We start from the raw sequence: 18,227 nt of genomic DNA, 5'->3' as shown, positions 1-18,227 counted from the left end.
CGCCCGCTGCGAAGGTCACACCTCGGCTTCTCTCGGGAGATCCGCACCCCGAGCACTCCGCGCGCACGGAGAGTCCTCGAGGTGCGGGGCGGACGTCAGGGCCGGTGTTCGAAGGCTCCGATGTCGCATGCCGGGCCTTGAGGCCGCGGCACGCCGCGCTGGTCGGTGGAGGGGCAGTCGGCACCGCCGTCGAGGGCGGGGCTGCCGGGCAGCAGGGCCACGGTGTCCGTCGGACCGCCGTTGTCACCCAGGGGTGCGAGGTGGGGATCACGGGTGGGGAGATCGCCTTCGGCCGTGAGGTGGCAGGTGTTTCCGCTGTCGAGGTTGTTGCCCCGTGACTCGATGGCGGCGAAGACGTTTTTGCAGTCGCTGGGGGTGTGGCCGACGGTGTTCCCGGCGATGATGGTGTTCTTCAGCGCGAGGTGCCCCAGCGGCAGGTTGACGGGGTCGGTAACGGGGCCCGGCAGGCTGTCCAGGTAGGCAGGGGCGATGTTGATCCCGCCGCCGCCGTCGGTGGCGGTGTTGCCGGTGATCGTGGAGTTGCGGATGTCCACGAGGCCGATGCCGCGTATGTCGATGCCGCCGCCGTATCCAGACAGGCTGCCCGGCCGGTCCCAGTCATCGGTCACGCGGTTGTCCGCGATCGTCGAATTGACCACGGTGCCGGTGTCATCGAACCGGATGCCTCCGGCCTCGCCCGCCGTGTTGCGGCTGACGGTGCTGTCGATCAGCGTCAGGTGGGAGTCGGGGATGTTGAAGATGCCGCCTCCGTAGCCGGCGCGGTTCCCCGTCACCGTCACCCGGCGCAGCGTCATGTTCTTGCCGTTGGCGATGCCGCCTCCGCCGGGGTCGGTGACGGGCACCTCCCGCTGCTTGGCGTCTCCTCCGGTGACGGTGAGGTCGGACAGCTGCGTGTCGGCGCCCATGCGGAAGACCCGGTCGATGCCGTCGGCGTCGATGATGGTCTCCCGCGCACCGGCACCCCGGATGGTGGTCGGTTCGAGGATGTTCAGGTCGCCTCTGGCCGGGTCGGCGGTGCGCCTGTTGAGCCGGTCGGGGTCGGGGGGAATGGTCAGCCGGTAGTGGGCGGCGGGCAGCTCGATGGTGCTGCCGGGCCGGGCGTTGGCGGCCATGACCGCCGCACGCAGGGTGCAGGTGCCTACGGCGGTGCGGCAGAGACCGTCGGACGCGTCGGCATCCACGGCGTCTTGGGTGGAGTCGACCGTGAAGGTCGCCGGCGCGGAGGCTGTCTGCGCAGAGGCCGGGGCGGTGGCCACGATCCCCGCGACGGCCACCGGTAAGGCAGCCAGCACCGAAAGGGATGTTGGTTTTCTCATGAAGGTGCGCTCCTGCTTCCTCGTAAGATGACGTCGAGTGAGAAACGCTTGCGTCTATAACGTGTACCAGACTGTTTCTCACTCATGAGAGAGCCGATCCGGCCGCTGCTGCAGCCGAGCCTGACCGACCTTCCCCGCGGGCCGCACGGGCTCGCGAGGGAGCGTGTGACGGGCTCGCAGCGCCAGCGGCTGCTTTACGCGATGACGACCGTGGTTGCCGAAAAGGGCTACCTCACCACGACCGTGGCCGATGTGACGGCGCGGGCGGGCGTGTCCCGCAAGACGTTCTACGAGCTGTTCGCGGACAAGGGGGAGTGCTTCATCGCCGCTGCGGAGACGGGACGCGAGCTCATGGTCAAGCGGCTTGAGGCGTCGTTCGCCCGCTCGTCGACGCAGTCGCTCTCCCCTGTGGCGACGCTTCGTGCCTCGATCCAGGCGTTTCTCGGGCTGATCGCCGAAGAGCCGGAATTCGCCAAAGCGTTCTTCCTGGAGACGGCGGCGGCCGGCGGACGTGCGCAGGAGCACCAGGACGCCTGCCGCTCCTGGTTCGCCGAGTCGATGCGCGCCTGGCGCGCCAGGATTCCTGGTCACCGCCGTGTCCCCGACGAGGCCTACATGGCCGCTGCTGACGCTACACACGAAGCCGTCTGCCGCCTCCTGCGCCAGGGGCGCATCGGCGAGGTCCCCGGCCTGAAGGACGCCGTACTGCACATCTGCCTCGCCCTGCTGGGCGTGGCCGTTCCGGCAGAGGACGCCGAAGAGTGAGCCGGGCGGCGCGTGAGCGCCGGAGGTCCATCGTCCGCAATCTCGTAGTAAGCGGGCTCGCGCGGAACTGCAGGTGGGGAGCCCTTTCCTCAGAGTGAAGCGATGTTCCTCACAATCTTCGAGTCGGGCGCGTGACAGTTGTACAGTGATACCGCCCCTGACCTGCAGGAAGCAGGCAGGGAGCCGTCTTCCGGGAGTTCAACATGCTGCGCACCATGTTCAAGTCCAAGATCCACCGCGCCACCGTCACCCAGGCCGACCTGCACTACGTGGGATCGGTGACCATCGACGCCGACCTGCTGGACGCCGCCGATCTGCTGCCCGGTGAGCTGGTGCACATCGTCGACATCACCAACGGCGCCCGCCTGGAGACGTATGTCATCGAGGGCGAGCGGGGGTCGGGGGTCATCGGGATCAACGGGGCCGCCGCCCATCTCGTGCACCCCGGTGACCTGGTGATCATCATCAGTTACGCTCAGGTCTCCGACGCCGAGGCGCGGGCGCTGAAGCCGCGAGTGGTGCATGTGGACCACGACAACCGGATCGTGGCGCTGGGTGCCGACCCGTCGGAGCCGGTGCCGGGCTCGGACCAGGAGCGCAGCCCGCAGGCCGTCCCGGCCTGACCGGCTGATCGGCGCAGGCACCCCGACGGACCAGGAGCGAGCCCATGAGCGACATCGAGATCCGCGACGACCGGGCGGCCGGCCGCCTGGAGGCGCTGGGTGCGGACGGCGAGGTCGTCGGCCACATCGAGTACTTCGTCCTCGACGCGCCCGAGCGCGCCCTGGTCCCGGTCCACACGATCGTCGAGCCCGCCCACGAGGGCCAGGGCATCGCGGGCTCGCTCGCCCGCGAGCTGTACGGCATCGCCGCCCGCGAGCAGGTGCCCGTCGCCCCGCTCTGCCCCTATGTCGTCAAGTGGGCCGCCCGCCACCCGGAGGAGGCCCCCGAGGCCGACCCGGAGCTGCTGCGGGCGGCCAAGGCGTGGCTGGCGGCCCACCCCGGGCGGTTCTAGAGGGCAGCCACGGGGGCGTTGACGCCGAGACGGTTGCGGCGCGCGCCCCCGGCTCACTCGTCCACCGGCTCCCAGACCGGGCCGGACTCGCCCCGCCCGACCCGGCCGAACACCACGTCCGCGAAGTGGATGCCGAAGCCGATGGTGTCCGGCTTCGCCAGTTCGGCGATCAGGGCGCGGCGCTGTGCGGCGGCGCGGGCCGGGTCGTGGTCGACCGCCGCCGACCACTCCGGATGCCCGATCTGGACCGGTGAGTGCAGGGCGTCGCCGAAGGCGATCAGCCGCCGCCCGCCCGAAGTGATCTCGTACGTGGTGTGGCCGGGCGTGTGCCCGCCGGTCACCCGGACCCGTACGCCCGGGAAGATCTCCTCCCCGTCCGTCACCGTGCGCACGTACGGCTCCAGTGCCGCCGCCTGTTCTCCATGACCGTCGGCCCGCGCGGCCCATTCCGGCGCCGACACCAGGTGCGGGGCGTGCGCGAACGCGGGCCGGTCCGTGCCCGGGGCCGGCCGGTCGGTCCAGCCGAGGTGGTCGGGGTGCAGGTGGGTGAAGGCCACCGCCTCCACGTCCCGCGGGTGGCGGCCGAGGGCCGCCAGGTTCTCCAGGAGCGCGCCTCCCCGGATGGGCCCGCGCGGCGTCGCCGGGTCGGCCGGCAGTGACTGCGGGCCGAAGCCCGTGTCGATCAGCAGCGCGCGGTCGCCGTTCTCCACCAGCAGCCCGCCGAGGCTCGCCACCAGGTGGCCGGACTCGTCCAGGTACTCGGGGTGGGCGCGCCACACCTCGTCCGTGGTGTCGGGAAGCCAGCCCCGCGGCGGCAGCAGCACCACCCCGTCCGGCACGAACGACACCTTCGTCGTGCCCAGCCGTATCGAGCGGATGCCCGCCGGGCGGCGCAGGCGTGCGGTCTCGTCGTCCACTGCAAGGTTCGTCGTCGTCATCGGTCGTCCTCGTCGAGTGCTCGGGGGAAAGGGTTCTGAAGCCGCGTCAGGGAAACCATAAGCATCAAGCTCGAAACGTTCAAGCTAGAAAGGTTCAGGCTTGATGGGGTTGCTAGGATGAGGCCATGACGAACTCCCCGCAGCAGCCGACCGTCGCCGAGCGGGAACTGTGCGGTCTGGTCAACGGCCTCGCCCAGCAGATCGCCGACCACGTCCGCGTGCGCGCCGCCGCCCTCGGCCTCACCGCGCCCCAGGCGACCGCGCTGCGGGAGATGACCGGCCCGTTGACCATGCGGGAACTGGCCGACCGCATGAGCTGCGAGCCCTCCAACGCCACCTTCGTCGTCGACCGGCTGGAGAAGCAGGGCCTCGTCGAACGCCGCGCCCACCCCACCGACCGCCGCGCCCGCCACCTCGTCCTCACCGCCGAGGGCACGGCCCTGCGCGCCCGCCTCCTGGAACTGCTGGCCCAGGACTCCCCGTTGGCCGGCCTCACCGGAGAACAGCAGACCCAGCTCCAGCAGCTGCTGCAACAGGCCGTCGTACGCCGCTGAGCCCCTCGCGCCGCGTGCGCCACCCGGCCCTGCCCGTTGCTCCCCGTGGGTGACTGCGCGCGGCGCCTCCGGGTAGGCGGGGGAGTAGTCCAGAGCCAAGGTCGACCTGTTGGCCGGAGGACACGATGACCAACCCCTTCCCCGACCCCGTCCACCCGGGTCCCACGCCCGGCCCGGACCCGGCGCCGCCGGAACCGCACCCGGTGCCGCCGCCCGAGCCGCCCCCGGCCCCCGGACCCCCGCCGAGCCCTGCCCCGCCCCCGCCTCCCGGCCCGCAGCCGCCGCCCCCTGGTCCGCAGCCTCCCGGCCCGCAGCCCCCGGGACCGCAGCCGACGCCGCCCGGACCGCCCCCGGGGCCGATTCCCGGCCCCGACCCGTCGCCCGTACCGCCGGGCCCCGACCCGTCACCGGTTCCGCCGGCGCCCGACCCCTCACCCGTCCCTCCCGCGCCGGACCCCTCTCCCGTCCCGCCGGGCCCCGAACCCGTGCCCAATCCCGAGCCGGGGCCGCCGCTCAGCTGAACCACGGGGCGTGCGGGCCGGCCACCGGATCGGCAAAGGCCCCGACCAGGGATGCGCAAGGGCCCTCCCGCCAGACGGGAGGGCCCTTCATCCACTTAACGCAGGCCGACAGCTCCTGACCCCGTGTCAGCAGCGGTCAGCAGCCCCTACGCGGACACCTCGGACCGGTCCCCGCCCCACAGCGTGTGGAACGAGCCGTCCCGGTCGACGCGCCGGTAGGTGTGCGCGCCGAAGAAGTCCCGCTGGCCCTGGGTGAGCGCGGCCGGCAGCCGCTCGGCGCGCAGGGCGTCGTAGTAGGCGAGAGCCGCGGCGAAGCCCGGCGTGGGCACGCCCTGGAGCGTCGCCGAGACCAGGACCTCGCGCCAGGCGTCCTGCGCGTCCGCGATCTCCCGCGCGAACGTCTCGTCGGACAGCAGGCTCGGCAGGTCCGGCCGCGCGTCGTAGGCGGCGCGGATGCGGTCCAGGAAAGCCGCCCGGATGATGCAGCCGCCCCGCCAGATCGACGACACGGCACCGAGGTCGATGTCCCAGCCGTACTCCTCGCTGCCCGCGGCGATCTCGTGGAAGCCCTGCGTGTACGACACGATCTTCGACGCGTACAGCGCCTGCTCCACCCGGTCCGCGAACGCCGCCGCCTCCGCCTCGTTCAGCGGCGCCGCCTTCGGGCCGGCCAGCCCCCGTGAGGCCTCCCGCAGCTGCGCGTGGCCCGACAGCGAGCGCGCGAACACCGCCTCCGCGATGCCCGAGACCGGCACGCCCAGGTCCAGCGCGATCTGCACGGTCCAGCGGCCGGTGCCCTTCTGCTCCGCCTGGTCCACCACGACGTCCACGAACGGCTTGCCCGTCGCCGCGTCCACGTGCGACAGCACCTCGGCCGTGATCTCGATCAGGTAGGAGTCCAGCCGCCCGGTGTTCCACGTGCGGAAGATCTCCGCGATCTCGGCGGGGGAGTACCCGGCGACATCCCGCAGCAGCTGGTACGCCTCGCCGATCAGCTGCATGTCGGCGTACTCGATGCCGTTGTGGACCATCTTCACGAAGTGACCCGCGCCGTCGGGACCCACGTGCGTCACGCACGGCGCGCCGTCCGCCGCCTTCGCGGAGATCTTCTCCAGCATCGGGCCGAGCGAGTCGTACGACTCCTTCGGGCCGCCCGGCATGATGCTCGGGCCGTGCAGCGCGCCCTCCTCACCGCCCGAGACGCCCATGCCGACGAAGTGGATGCCCCGCTCCCGCAGGTCGCGCTCCCGGCGGCGGGTGTCCGCGAAGTGCGCGTTGCCACCGTCGATGATCATGTCGCCGGGCTCCAGGAGCGGCGCGAACTCCTGGATCACCGCGTCCGTCGGCTCACCGGCCTTCACCATGACCACGAGGCGCCGCGGGCGCTCCAGCGCCGCCACGAACTCCTTGGCGGTCTCGGCCGCGATGAAGTCGCCCTCCTGCCCGAACTCCTCGACGAGCGCGTGGGTGCGCGCCGCCGTCCGGTTGTGCACGGCCACCGTGTAGCCGTTGCGGGCGAAGTTCCGGGCGAGGTTGCGGCCCATGACCGCCAGACCCGTGACGCCGATCTGCGCTGAAGTGCTCATACCGCCTGCTCCTGGAAGTGTCGGTCGTGCTCGTCAGTATCGTGCTGGGCCCTGTCCGCAAGGTCCCGGCTTCGCGGACACGGCCTACGGCCCATCCTGACGCGCGGCCGCGGGCCACGCCCACGTGACCCGCCAGGCTTCAGTACGCACCGATGCGCCCCCGCGGCTCAACGTGCGCCCGGCGGGGGCACAAGGAGCGCCGTATACCCGCCACTTGACGTGGTGCGCGGCCGATTGCCGTCTTGTCATGGCCTGTTCGCGGCGCTTACTTTTGGCCCCTCCGACGCAGGGCTAGGGGGCTTCAGACATGGCCGTACGCGGCCGGCACCGCCGGTACCAGCCGAACAGGATCAACCGCGCCTCGCTCACCGTCACCGCGGGCGGTGCCGGGATGGCGCTGCCCCTCATCGGCGCCGGTGCCGCCCACGCCGCCGACGTCGGCACCTGGAACAAGGTCGCGGCCTGCGAGTCCAGCGGCGACTGGCACATCAACACCGGCAACGGCTTCTACGGCGGCCTGCAGTTCACCCGGTCCACGTGGGAGGAGTACGGCGGCACCCGGTACGCGCCGCGCGCCGATCTGGCCACCCGGGACGAGCAGATCGCCGTCGCCGAACGTGTCCTCGACGGGCAGGGGCCCGGCGCCTGGCCGCAGTGCTCGGTGCGCGCGGGGCTCGCCCGCGGCGGCGACACCCCGGACATCCACCCGGACGCGGTCCGCACCAAGGCGGCCGGCACCGTCAGGACCTCCGCGGCGGACGTCCGGCCCCAGACCACGCCCCAGTCCCGCGCCGGCAAGGCCGAGATGTACACCGTGGTCCAGGGCGACACCCTCTCCGGCATCGCCTCCGACCAGCACGTCCGCGGCGGCTGGCGCGGCCTGTACGCCGCCAACCGGCAGACGATCGGCGCCGATCCCGACCTGATCCTGCCCGGGCAGCGGCTGCACCTGGACGACACCGCCACGGGGACCCCGCAGACCCCTTCCAAGAAGGCGTCGTCCAAGAAGGCCCCGTCCAGGAAGGCCGCGCCGCAGCACGACGCGCCGCGCAAGCACCACGACAGCAAGGCCGAGCGCAAGAACGAGCGCAGGACCGGCCACGGCGCCCTGGTCGCGCCCGTGAGCGCCGGTGCCGTCGGCACGCCCTACCACGCGGCCGGCTCCTCCTGGTCGAAGGGCTACCACACCGGCGTCGACTTCCCCGTCCCCACCGGCACCTCGGTGAAGGCCGTCGCGCCCGGCACGGTCGTCGAGGCCGGCTGGGGCGGGTCCTTCGGCTACCAGGTGGTGATCCGGCACGCCGACGGCCGCTACACCCAGTACGCGCACCTGTCGGCGATCTCGGTCCGGGACGGGCAGAGCGTGGGCGGCGGGCAGCGCATCGGCCGCTCCGGCTCCACGGGCAACAGCACGGGCCCGCATCTGCACTTCGAGGTGCGGACGGGGCCCGGCTTCGGTTCGGACGTCGACCCGCTGGCGTATCTGCGGGCCGGGGGCGTCAGGATTTGACGCGTGGGCGGTGGCGGTCCAGGACGACCGCCGGGACGAACGCCCCGCCGTAGCAGGGGCCGACGTTCAGCACCGCGAAGTGGCCCGCCACCGCGCCCACCGAGCCCAGCGCGCCCATCGCGCTCAACGGGCCGGCTTCCTCCCCCTCGCCCGCCGCGTCGGCCCGTTCCGGTTCGCCGTACGGCCCGGATGCCGCGTATTCGTCGTCCGTGTACAGCGGGCCGGGGACCGGCTGCTGCCGCGGGACGAGCAGCCCGGGATCCAGGACCGTCAGGGTCGCCACGGACGGCACGACCCCGGAGGGGGCCGCCGACGGCGCCCCTTCCGTGCTCCTCGGCCCGGTCACCGCGGCCGCGACCGGGAGGTCCTCGGCCTCCCGTGCCGCAAGCTTCGCACCGTCCACCGCAGGAAACCCGCCGGCCTCCACCACCGGCGTCCGCTCGATCCGCTCGGTGGTCAGCAGGATCAGGCCGCCCGCCGCGACGACACCGCAGGCGAGGGCGAGCGCGGTGCCGGTGGTGCCGTAGCGGAAGGTCTCGTCGAACATCGTGATGCCGATGGCCGCCGCGACCACCGGGTTGACGACCGTGAGGGTGGCGAGCGGCGCCGCCAGCCCGCCGCCCTGGTAGGCGGCCTGCGACAGCAGCACGCCCGCGACGGCGAACACGGCGATGACGCCCAGCGACGGCACGTCGGAGGCGGTGACGCCGCCGGTCCAGTCGACCGCGACGGTCTTGGTGAACACCGAGGACATGCCGAAGGCGATGCCGGAGGCCGTGGCCAGCAGAACACTGCGCACCGCCGGGTGCCGGTGCGCGGCCCGCCCGGCGACCATCAGCGCCGCGACCGCGACACCGGTGACCAGCGCCGCGCCCACCCGCTGCGGGGTGCTCAGCGACTGCGCGTCGGCGTTGCCGACCAGGGACAGCAGACCGGCGAGACCGACCGTGGCCATGATGGCGCCGCGCCACGCGGTCGCCCCGGCCCGGCGGCGCACGAACAGCGCCGCCATCGGCAGCGCGAAGACGATGGTGAGGGCGCCCAGCGGCTGCACCAGGCTGAGCGGTCCGTACGCCAGCGCCACCACGTGCAGCAGCGCTCCGAGCCCGTTCAGCGCCACCGCGGCCCACCAGCCCGGGCGGCGCAGCGGTGCGAACTGCTCGCCGGGGGAGGACACCGCGACCTGCTCCTGCACGATCGCCCCGCCCGCGTACGCGACGGCGGAGACGAGCGACAGCAGCACGGACAACGCGAGGGCGCTCATGAGCTGCTCCTCTGCGTGAGGCGGGGGCCATGGGCCCGGCGCGACGAACGGTCGGCTTCCATAGGCAACACGATGCCCCTTTCCGCTGTTCCCGTCGTCGTCCCTGAGCACGCAATGGGTCCTACTGCCGATGGAGTACGCCGCACGCGCCCTCCTCCCCTGGGTGGGCGCGACCCCGACGGCCCCCTGATCGCACCCGGCGCCCGGCTTGGTACTACTGCTGGTCGTGGACCTCGACCCCGACCTCGCAGCGCTGCGCCCGCTCGGCGGCTACTTCCTCCTACGCACCACCGGAGGGCCGCCCCCGTCCGCACCCGCGCTCGCGCAGGTGTACGACCATCAAACGTCGGATGTTTACGGGAATCCACTGGATTTCCGCGTCGGCAAGGTGGCCGCCGCCCTGCGCGCCCCCGAGCCGCGCGTCGCCGCCTCCGTGGCCCACCTCGGCCTCGCCGCCCGCCTGTGGTCGGCGCCCCTGGCCTGCGCAGTCCTCCACGGCGCCGTCCCCGACCTCGACCCGCGGCTGCTGCGCTGGGACCCCGACGGCAGCGCCCCCGACGACCTGGTGCTGGACGCCGTACGACCGCTGCCCGCGGACCGGCTGGCGGACGTCGTGATCGACGGTCATCTGCGGCCCCTGGAGGCCGCTCTGCGGGCCGGGTACCGCCTCGCGCCCGGGCTGCTGCGCGGCAACGCCGCCTCCGCGCTCACCGGCGCCGCCCGCCAGCTGGAGCGCTGGGCGCGCGCTCAGGGCCGTACCGACGCCGCCGCACAGGCCCGGGCCCGCACCGCCGAACTGCTCGCCCATCCGTACCTCGCCGGCACCGGAAACCTCACCGGCACCGCCTTCCGGCGGCGCAGCTGCTGCCTGTACTACCGGGTGCCCGGCGGCGGGGTCTGCGGCGACTGCTGCTTCGTCCGGCCCCCGCGCTCTTCCCCGCACGCCGCATCTGGGTGACCATGAAGGGGAACAGCCGCCGAGCAGCAGGGGGTTCCGGGTGCGAGTGGGACTGCTGACCCGGGAGTATCCCCCGGACGTGTACGGCGGCGCGGGTGTCCACGTCGAGTTCCTCGCCCGCGAGCTGCGGCCGCTGGTCGACCTCGACGTGCACTGCTGGGGCGAGGGCCGCACCGACGGCGTGCTGCGCCACCGCCCCTGGTCGCGCCTGGACGGCGCCAACGACGCGCTGCGCACCTTCTCCGTCGACCTGTCCATGGCCGCCGCCCTGGAGGGCCGCGAGCTGGTCCACTCGCACACCTGGTACGCCAACCTCGGCGGCCACCTCGCCAAGCTGCTGCACGGCATCCCGCACGTGATGACCGCCCACTCGCTGGAGCCGCTGCGCCCCTGGAAGGCAGAGCAGCTCGGCGGCGGGTACGACCTGTCCAGCTGGGCCGAGCGCACCGCGATCGAGGCCGCCGACGCGGTCATCGCCGTCTCCGGTGCCATGCGGGACGACATCCTCGGCTGCTACCCGGCCCTCGACCCGGACCGGGTGCACATCGTCCACAACGGCATCGACACCGGCCTGTACCGCCCCGACCACGGCACCGAGGCCCTGGCCCGGATCGGCGTCGACCCCGGCCGCCCGTACGTGCTGTTCGTCGGCCGCATCACCCGGCAGAAAGGCGTCGACCACCTGCTGCGCGCGGTCCGCGGCATCGACCCGGCGGCCCAGGTTGTGCTCTGCGCGGGCGCCCCGGACACCCCGGAGATCGACCGCGAGTTCCGCGAGCTGTTCGAGGAGCTGAGCCGGGTCCGCGACGGCGTCTTCTGGATCCCGCGGATGCTGCCGCGCCCGGAGGTGATCCAGCTGCTGACCCACGCGGCGGTCTTCGTCTGCCCGTCGGTGTACGAACCCCTCGGCATCGTCAACCTGGAGGCGATGGCCTGCGGCACCCCCGTCGTGGCGTCCCGCGTCGGCGGCATCCCCGAGGTCGTCGACGACGGCCGCACCGGGGTACTCGTCCCTCTGGACGACGACTTCGAGGCGGGACTCGCCCGGGCGCTGGACGCGGTGATCGGAGATCCGCAGGCCGCGCGGCGGATGGGCGAGGCCGGACGGGAGAGGGCGGTGGAGGAGTTCGGCTGGGACGCGGTGGCCCGGCGCACGGTGCGGTTGTACGAGGAGATCCTGAAACAGGCTTAGCCGTCCCAGGTCAGGGGCAGGCATGGGGCAATCGCGGTGAGGGGAGCGGCCATGCGGCGTGGCGGACCTTCGGTGCTGGGCATCGTGCTGGCCGGCGGAGAGGGCAAGCGTCTGATGCCCCTGACCGCCGACCGCGCGAAACCGGCGGTCACCTTCGGCGGGACGTACCGCCTGGTCGACTTCGTGCTGTCCAACCTGGTCAACGGCGACATCCTGCGGATCTGCGTGCTCACGCAGTACAAGTCGCACTCGCTGGACCGGCACATCACCACCACCTGGCGGATGTCCAGCCTGCTCGGCAACTACGTCACCCCGGTCCCCGCGCAGCAGCGCCTCGGCCCGCGCTGGTACCTGGGCAGCGCCGACGCCATCCTGCAGTCGCTCAACCTGATCTACGACGAGCAGCCGGAGTACGTCGCCGTCTTCGGCGCCGACCACGTCTACCGCATGGACCCGCGCCAGATGCTCGCCCAGCACATCGAGAGCGGCGCGGGCGTCACCGTGGCCGGCATCCGCGTGCCGCGCGAGGAGTCCTCCGCCTTCGGCGTGATCACGCCCGGCTCGGACGGGCAGACGGTGCAGGGCTTCCTGGAGAAGCCGACCGACCCGCCGGGCCTCGCGGACGACCCGGGGTGCGTCTTCGCCTCCATGGGCAACTACATCTTCACGACCAAGGCCCTCATCGAGGCGCTCCAGCGCGACGCCGAGGACCCCGCCTCCGTCCACGACATGGGCGGCTCGATCCTGCCCCAGCTCACCGACCGCGGCGAGGCCGCCCTCTACGACTTCAGCGCCAACCACGTGCCCGGCGAGACCAGCCGCGACCAGGGCTACTGGCGGGACGTGGGCACCCTGGACGCCTACTACGACGCCCACATGGACCTGATCGCCGAGCGCCCCGCCTTCAACCTGTACAACCGCCAGTGGCCCATCTACACCCACTCCGGCCAGCTCTCCCCGGCCCGCTTCAACGCGGGCGGCATAGCCAGCGAGTCGATCATCAGCGCCGGCTGCCTGATCCGCGGCCAGGTCACCCGCTCGGTCCTCTCCCCGGGCGTGGTGGTGGACCCGGGCGCGGTCGTCCAGGGCTCGGTCCTGCACGACAACGTCCACATCGGCCGCGGCGCGGTCGTCCGGGGCGCGGTGCTGGACAAGAACGTGGAGGTGCCGCCCGGTGCGACGATCGGCGTCAACCCGAGCCGGGACGCCGAGCTGTACACGGTCTCCAAGGCGGGCGTGATCGCGCTGGGCAAGGGGCAGCGAGTGTCGTAGCCCGAGTGCACCGCCCGGTGCCGCCCGGTCTTGTCATGCCCCTGGACGGGAAGCGGAAGCTCGTGCTCGAATGCCACCTGCCGCTCGTTTCAACGATGTAAACGAGCGCGCAGGCAAGCAGAGTGTCAACGAGCCGCCAGCCGACCCCGTTGAAGGGAGACCCGTGCGCACCGGACGACTCAGAGCCCGACTCGCCTTACTGCTCACCGCGGCCCTCGGCCTCACCGGCCTGACCGCCACCGCGAGCACCGCCACCCCGGGCACCGCCCTGGACGAGCCCGTCGAGGTCCATGGCCTCAAGGGCGAGTACTACACCCAGACCGCCCCCGGCGCCTTCGACTTCCACGAGCTGAAGGCCACCGGGTTCGACCCGCAGCTCGACTTCCCCTCGCTGGAGTCCCGCCTCGCCTCCGCGACCGGCCGCTCCGACGACGTCAGCGTCCGCTGGACCGGCCGGATCATGCCGGAGAAGAGCGGTCCGACAACGTTTTCCCTCATCGGGGACAACGGCTTCCGCCTCTGGGTCGACGGCCGCCTCCTCATCGACCACTGGGTCGACGACTGGGACCGCGAACAGACCGCCGCCCCCGTGGAGCTGACCGCCGGCCGGTCCTACGCCATCAAGGTCGAGTACTTCGAGCACTTCGGTGGCTCCAACCTCCACCTGCGCTGGACCCCGCCCGGCGGCGTGAAGACCGCCGTACCGCAGTCGGCGTTCCTGCTGCCCGAGGGCTACGACTACGACGGCGCCATCGCCACCACGGTCGAGCGGGACGGCCGTACCCTGCGCCTGGACTTCGCCCACGCGCTTACCGCACCGCCGGCCGACGTCGCCGGCCACCTCGACGCGGTGATCGGCGGCGCCCGCTGGCCGCTCGGGACGGCGCGCCTCGACCCCGCCGACCCCAGGTCCCTCCTCGTCGGCCTCAAGGAGCCGGTCGTCGGCAACAAAACGGGCACCGCGCCCGGCCTCGCCGACGTCCGCTACGACGGGCAGGGCGGCCTGACCCGAGCCGACGGCAACGTTGTCAAAGCGTTCTGGAGCAGCGGCCCCAACCACTCCACGTACGAGCTGCGCACGCCGTGGGCCGACGGCGTCACCCCGGGCAACGCCCACCGCGAGTACCCGCGGCCCCAGCTCACCCGGCCCGTCTGGCAGAACCTCAACGGCAGCTGGCAGTTCGCGGCCGCCGGGGCGGGGGAGCGGCCGCCGGTCGGGCGGGACCTGCCCGAGCGGATCCTCGTGCCCTATCCCGTCGAGTCCCAGCTGTCCGGCCTGGAGCGGCACGAGGACCGCATGTGGTACCGGCGCACCTTCACCGTCCCGGCCGACTGGCACATCGGCTCCGGCAGGCGGCTCCAGCTGAACTTCGGCGCCGTCGACTGGCGCGCCGAGGTCTGGGTCAACGGCACGAAGGTCACCGAACACCAGGGCGGCTACGACAAGTTCGCCGCGGACATCACCGACGCGCTGAAGCCCGGCCGCACCCAGGAGCTGATCGTCGGCGTGTACGACCCGACGGATGCGGCGAACGGCGAGAACCCGCCGCTCGGCAAGCAGCGCCTGGACCCCAGCGGCATCTGGTACACCCCGTCCTCCGGCATCTGGCAGACGGTGTGGCTGGAGCCGGTCGCCGCCGACCACGTCGACGGCCTGAAGCTCACCCCGGACGTCGCCGCCGGCACCCTCACCGTCGAACCGCAGGGCGTGCGCGCCGGACTCCCGGTCACGGCGACGGCGTACGACCACGGCCGCAGGGTCGCCGGCGCCACCGGCCGCAGCGGCGGCCCGCTCACCCTGCGCATCCCCGACGCCCGCCTGTGGTCTCCCGACGACCCCTTCCTGTACGACCTGAAGGTGAGCGTCGGCGCCGACCGCGTCGGCAGCTACTTCGGCATGCGCTCGGTCGCCGTCGAGAAGGTGAACGGCGTGCCACGCACGCTCCTCAACGGCAAGCCCGTCTTCCTGATGGCCACCCTCGACCAGGGCTTCTGGCCGGACGGCCTGCACACCGCGCCCAGCGACGAGGCCCTCGCCTACGACCTGCGCCTGCACAAGCGCCTCGGCTTCAACTCGGTGCGCAAGCACATCAAGATCGAGCCGGACCGCTGGTTCTACTGGGCCGACCGGCTGGGGCTGCTGGTGTGGCAGGACATCCCGGCGATGACGGCCGGAGTGAACCCGGGCGACGCCGCCCGCGCGGAGTACGAGCGCGAGATGAAGCAGATCATCGACGAGCATCTCAGCAGCCCCTCGGTGATCATGTGGGTGACCTTCAACGAGGGCTGGGGCCAGTACGACGTCGGCCGCGTCGCCGAGCAGGCCAAGGCCTGGGACCCGACCCGGCTGGTGAACAACATGTCCGGCCTGAACCTCGGCGCGGACGGCGGCGCCGGCGACATCATGGACGAGCACGGCTACCCGAGTCCCGCCCTGCCGCCCCACCCGGACGGCGAACGCGCCCTGGTCAGCGGCGAGTACGGCGGCCTCGGCCTCGCGGTGCCCGGCCACGCCTGGTCGGTGCAGCAGTCGTACGTCGACGTCGACCCCGCCGCCTACACCGACGACTACCTGGCCCGGCTCGCCGAGGTGCACGCGCTGGCCTGCCGCGGCTCCAACGGCGCTGTGTACACGCAGATCTCGGACGTCGAGGGCGAGCTGAACGGCCTGGTGACGTACGACCGGCGGGTGCTCAAGCCGGACGCCGACCGCATGCGGGCCGCCCACCGGGCGCTGATCCGCGACGCGTCGCGGGCGACCGTCGCCGGATGCGCGGCCTCGTGAGCGCTTTCCACCACCCTTCGGACAACGATGTCCACCCAGCCTGGAGGTCTCCCCGTATGAGAGGGATCCGGGACCGGCTGCGGCTGTGCCTGGCCGGGGCCCTGGCAGCGTCCGCGCTGCTGGGCGCCCCGGCCGGGGCCCGGGCCGCCGCCGAGCCGACCGACCGCCTCACCGATCTCGTCAACCCGTTCATCGGCACCGAGAACGAGGGCAACACCTACCCCGGCGCCGCCGTGCCGTTCGGCATGGTCCAGCTGTCCCCGGACACCGGCCACAACACCGGCTACGACTACTCCCACACCCGCATCCGCGGCTTCTCCCTGGTCCACCTGTCCGGCGTCGGCTGCGGCCTGGGCGGCGACCTGCCCGTGCTGCCGACGACCGGGGAGGTGACCGAGACGGACTACGCGAAGTACGCGGCCGGCTTCTCCCACACCGACGAGGAGGCGTCCCCCGGCTACTACCGCGTCGGCCTGGACTCCGGCATCCGCGCCGAGCTGACCGCCACCGAACGCACCGGCGTGCAGCGCTACACCTTCCCGGCCGGCGAGCGGGCCAACGTCCTGCTGAACGCGGCCCAGTCCCTGCACCGGGCCGTCGTCACCCAGGTCGAGATCGTCGACGACCGCACCGTGCGCACGGCCCTCACCGGCCGTGGCTTCTGCCAGGACACCGAGCCGTACACCCTCTACACGATCACCCGCTTCGACCGCCCCTTCACCGCCTACGGCACCTGGGACGGCACCACCGTCACGGCGGGCGCGAGGACCGGGCGGGGCGGTGCCTACCTCCGCTTCGACACCCGGCGGGACCGCACCGTCGAGGCGACCACCGCGCTGTCGTACGTCGACGCGCACGGCGCCGCCGTCAACCTCCGCGCGGAGGGCGGCCGTTCCTTCGACCAGGTGCGCGATCAGGCGCGGCGGCTGTGGGAGGACCGGCTGGACGACGTGCGGGTCCGGGGCGGCGACGACACCCTGCGCCGCACCTTCTACTCGTCGCTGTACCGGTCGTTCCTCGCGCCGAACATCGGCAGCGACGCCGACGGCCGGTACACCGGCTGGGACCAGCGCGTCCACCGGGCCCGCGGCTTCACCTACTACCAGAACTGGTCCCTGTGGGACACCTACCGCACCCAGTCCCAGCTGCTCTCCCTGCTCGCCCCGCGCGAGGCCCGCGACATGGCGGTCTCCGTCATCCGCATCGACGAGGAGAGCGGCTGGCTGCCCAAGTGGGGATACGGCACGGTCGAGACGAACATCATGACCGGCGACCCGGTGACGCCGTTCCTCACCAACGCCTACCGGCAGGGGCTGCTGAAGGGCTGGGAGGAGCGCGCGTACCGGGCGCTGAAGAAGAACGCCGACGGGGTGCCGCCGGCCGGCTCGCCCGCGGTGGGCCGGGAGGCCAACCGGGAGTACCTGGCCCAGGGCTTCGCGCCGTACGTCAAGGACCGCCCGCACGCCAAGCCCGGCGACTCCGACTACGACCACGGGGCCTCGGCCACCCTGGAGTACGCCCTCGCCGACGCGATGCTCGCCAGGATGGCCCGCGCCCTCGGGCACACCGCGGACGCCGACCGGTACGCGGCCCGCGCGCAGAGCTACCGGAACATCTTCGACCCGGCGACCGGCTTCTTCCGCGCCCGTGACGCCTCCGGCGCCTTCACCGGGCCGGCCGATCCGGCCCGCGGCGAGGGCTTCCACGAGGGCACGGCCTGGCAGTACCAGTGGCTCGTGCCGCAGGACCTGCCCGGCATGATCGGCCTGATCGGCGGCGCCCGGGCCGCCAACGACCGGCTCGACGCCTTCTTCGCCTACGACCGGCTGCAGGCGGACCCGGCCCGCACCGCACGCGAGGTGTGGGTGAACGGGCCGTACGACTACTACAACGCCGACAAGTACAACCCGCAGAACGAGCCCGACCTCATCGCCCCGTACACCTACCTGTCGACCGGGCAGCCCTGGAAGACGACCGACGTGGTGCACGCGGCGCTCACCCTGTTCACCGACACGCCGACCGGCATGACCGGCAACGACGACCTCGGCACGATGTCCGCGTGGATGGTGCTGTCCTCGATCGGGATCTTCCCGGTGCAGCCCGGCGACGCCGTCTGGGGCCTGTCCACGCCCGTCTTCGACCGGGTCGACCTGACCCTGGACCGCCGCTACCACCCGCTCGGACGGCTGACCGTCACGGCCGGCGGCACCAGCGCGACCGACCGGTACATCCAGTCGGCGCGCGCCGACGGCACGCCGTACCCGCGCACCTACCTCACCACCGGTACCCTGCGCTCGATCCGCTCGCTCGACTTCACGGTCGGCCCGCGCCCGTCGGAGTGGGGTACGTCACCCGAAGCGGCGCCCCCTGCCCTGAAGTGACCTCGTCCGCCCCGTGAGTCACCCCGAGTCCCGCCTCTTTCGGCCCAGTCCGCCAAGAGGCGGGACTTAATCCGCTGTTAACTGAGCGTAGCCTGATCGTACTTGACCGTAATCGCCTGAGGGCGATTGACTGCTGACTCACCCGTCGC

General features: G+C 72.6%; 14 protein-coding genes. 10 read left to right on the top strand and 4 right to left on the bottom strand.

What is annotated here, in order from left to right; all coding sequences use genetic code 11:
- Positions 1-95 precede the first annotated feature (95 nt).
- Positions 96-1,313: a right-handed parallel beta-helix repeat-containing protein gene (locus IE308_RS04115; protein ID WP_229908694.1), complete on the bottom strand. Its 1,218-nt coding sequence runs from the start codon at positions 1,311-1,313 to the stop codon at positions 96-98.
- Between the two features lie 108 nt (positions 1,314-1,421).
- On the opposite strand from IE308_RS04115, the gene IE308_RS04110 reads away from it, so the two are divergent.
- From IE308_RS04110 to IE308_RS04100, 3 genes are all read left to right on the top strand, one after another.
- Positions 1,422-2,102 (top strand): TetR/AcrR family transcriptional regulator, encoded by a 681-nt coding sequence (locus IE308_RS04110; protein ID WP_110633897.1) that lies wholly within the window; start codon positions 1,422-1,424, stop codon positions 2,100-2,102.
- 203 nt (positions 2,103-2,305) lie between these two features.
- Positions 2,306-2,725 (top strand): aspartate 1-decarboxylase, encoded by a 420-nt coding sequence (panD, locus tag IE308_RS04105; protein WP_110633900.1) that lies wholly within the window; start codon positions 2,306-2,308, stop codon positions 2,723-2,725.
- A gap of 44 nt (positions 2,726-2,769) precedes the next feature.
- On the top strand, positions 2,770-3,117 hold the full coding sequence (locus IE308_RS04100) for a GNAT family N-acetyltransferase (RefSeq protein ID WP_190216613.1): 348 nt from the start codon (positions 2,770-2,772) through the stop codon (positions 3,115-3,117).
- Between the two features lie 53 nt (positions 3,118-3,170).
- Here the strand turns inward: IE308_RS04100 and IE308_RS04095 are convergent, their stop codons facing one another.
- Positions 3,171-4,055 (bottom strand): MBL fold metallo-hydrolase, encoded by an 885-nt coding sequence (locus IE308_RS04095; protein ID WP_190216612.1) that lies wholly within the window; start codon positions 4,053-4,055, stop codon positions 3,171-3,173.
- Positions 4,056-4,180: 125 nt separating this feature from the next.
- Here IE308_RS04095 and IE308_RS04090 point away from each other — a divergent pair, with 125 nt between their 5' ends.
- Positions 4,181-4,609, top strand: a complete 429-nt coding sequence (locus IE308_RS04090; protein ID WP_190216611.1) for a MarR family winged helix-turn-helix transcriptional regulator — start codon at positions 4,181-4,183, stop codon at positions 4,607-4,609.
- A gap of 667 nt (positions 4,610-5,276) precedes the next feature.
- Here IE308_RS04090 and gnd read toward each other — a convergent pair.
- The gene (gene gnd / locus IE308_RS04085; RefSeq protein ID WP_110633908.1) at positions 5,277-6,716 is read right to left on the bottom strand and encodes an NADP-dependent phosphogluconate dehydrogenase; all 1,440 of its coding nucleotides are present in this window, start codon (positions 6,714-6,716) and stop codon (positions 5,277-5,279) included.
- Between the two features lie 307 nt (positions 6,717-7,023).
- On the opposite strand from gnd, the gene IE308_RS04080 reads away from it, so the two are divergent.
- On the top strand, positions 7,024-8,226 hold the full coding sequence (locus IE308_RS04080; protein WP_190216610.1) for a transglycosylase family protein: 1,203 nt from the start codon (positions 7,024-7,026) through the stop codon (positions 8,224-8,226).
- Here IE308_RS04080 and IE308_RS04075 read toward each other — a convergent pair.
- Positions 8,216-9,490, bottom strand: coding sequence for a DMT family transporter (locus IE308_RS04075; protein WP_190216609.1), 1,275 nt, complete (start codon positions 9,488-9,490; stop codon positions 8,216-8,218). The two genes, IE308_RS04080 and IE308_RS04075, sit on opposite strands and share 11 nt — an antisense overlap.
- 226 nt (positions 9,491-9,716) lie before the next feature.
- Here IE308_RS04075 and IE308_RS04070 point away from each other — a divergent pair, with 226 nt between their 5' ends.
- From IE308_RS04070 to IE308_RS04050, 5 genes are all read left to right on the top strand, one after another.
- Positions 9,717-10,448, top strand: a complete 732-nt coding sequence (locus IE308_RS04070) for a (2Fe-2S)-binding protein (RefSeq protein ID WP_229908693.1) — start codon at positions 9,717-9,719, stop codon at positions 10,446-10,448.
- 40 nt (positions 10,449-10,488) lie between these two features.
- Positions 10,489-11,640: a glycogen synthase gene (gene glgA, locus IE308_RS04065; RefSeq protein WP_190216607.1), complete on the top strand. Its 1,152-nt coding sequence runs from the start codon at positions 10,489-10,491 to the stop codon at positions 11,638-11,640.
- Between the two features lie 51 nt (positions 11,641-11,691).
- Positions 11,692-12,912: a glucose-1-phosphate adenylyltransferase gene (gene glgC, locus IE308_RS04060; RefSeq protein ID WP_110633923.1), complete on the top strand. Its 1,221-nt coding sequence runs from the start codon at positions 11,692-11,694 to the stop codon at positions 12,910-12,912.
- Positions 12,913-13,075: 163 nt separating this feature from the next.
- On the top strand, positions 13,076-15,697 hold the full coding sequence (locus IE308_RS04055) for a PA14 domain-containing protein (protein ID WP_190216606.1): 2,622 nt from the start codon (positions 13,076-13,078) through the stop codon (positions 15,695-15,697).
- A gap of 56 nt (positions 15,698-15,753) precedes the next feature.
- A complete protein-coding gene (locus tag IE308_RS04050) occupies positions 15,754-18,078 on the top strand; it encodes a GH92 family glycosyl hydrolase (protein ID WP_190216605.1) in 2,325 nt (774 codons plus the stop codon).
- Positions 18,079-18,227: the final 149 nt, after the last annotated feature.

Source organism: Streptomyces griseosporeus (assembly GCF_014656055.1).
GTDB lineage: Bacteria > Actinomycetota > Actinomycetes > Streptomycetales > Streptomycetaceae > Streptomyces > Streptomyces griseosporeus.
This window is presented reverse-complemented; position numbering and strand designations above follow the sequence as displayed.

Excerpts from the sequence above, each read along its gene's own strand:
- IE308_RS04095 (WP_190216612.1), bottom strand. The coding sequence starts at position 4,055 with ATGACGACGACGAACCTTGCAGTGGACGACGAGACCGCACGCCTGCGC.
- IE308_RS04050 (WP_190216605.1), top strand. The coding sequence starts at position 15,754 with ATGAGAGGGATCCGGGACCGGCTGCGGCTGTGCCTGGCCGGGGCCCTG.
- panD (WP_110633900.1), top strand. The coding sequence starts at position 2,306 with ATGCTGCGCACCATGTTCAAGTCCAAGATCCACCGCGCCACCGTCACC.
- IE308_RS04100 (WP_190216613.1), top strand. The coding sequence starts at position 2,770 with ATGAGCGACATCGAGATCCGCGACGACCGGGCGGCCGGCCGCCTGGAG.
- IE308_RS04080 (WP_190216610.1), top strand. The coding sequence starts at position 7,024 with ATGGCCGTACGCGGCCGGCACCGCCGGTACCAGCCGAACAGGATCAAC.
- IE308_RS04090 (WP_190216611.1), top strand. The coding sequence starts at position 4,181 with ATGACGAACTCCCCGCAGCAGCCGACCGTCGCCGAGCGGGAACTGTGC.
- glgC (WP_110633923.1), top strand. The coding sequence starts at position 11,692 with ATGCGGCGTGGCGGACCTTCGGTGCTGGGCATCGTGCTGGCCGGCGGA.
- gnd (WP_110633908.1), bottom strand. The coding sequence starts at position 6,716 with ATGAGCACTTCAGCGCAGATCGGCGTCACGGGTCTGGCGGTCATGGGC.
- IE308_RS04110 (WP_110633897.1), top strand. The coding sequence starts at position 1,422 with ATGAGAGAGCCGATCCGGCCGCTGCTGCAGCCGAGCCTGACCGACCTT.
- IE308_RS04075 (WP_190216609.1), bottom strand. The coding sequence starts at position 9,490 with ATGAGCGCCCTCGCGTTGTCCGTGCTGCTGTCGCTCGTCTCCGCCGTC.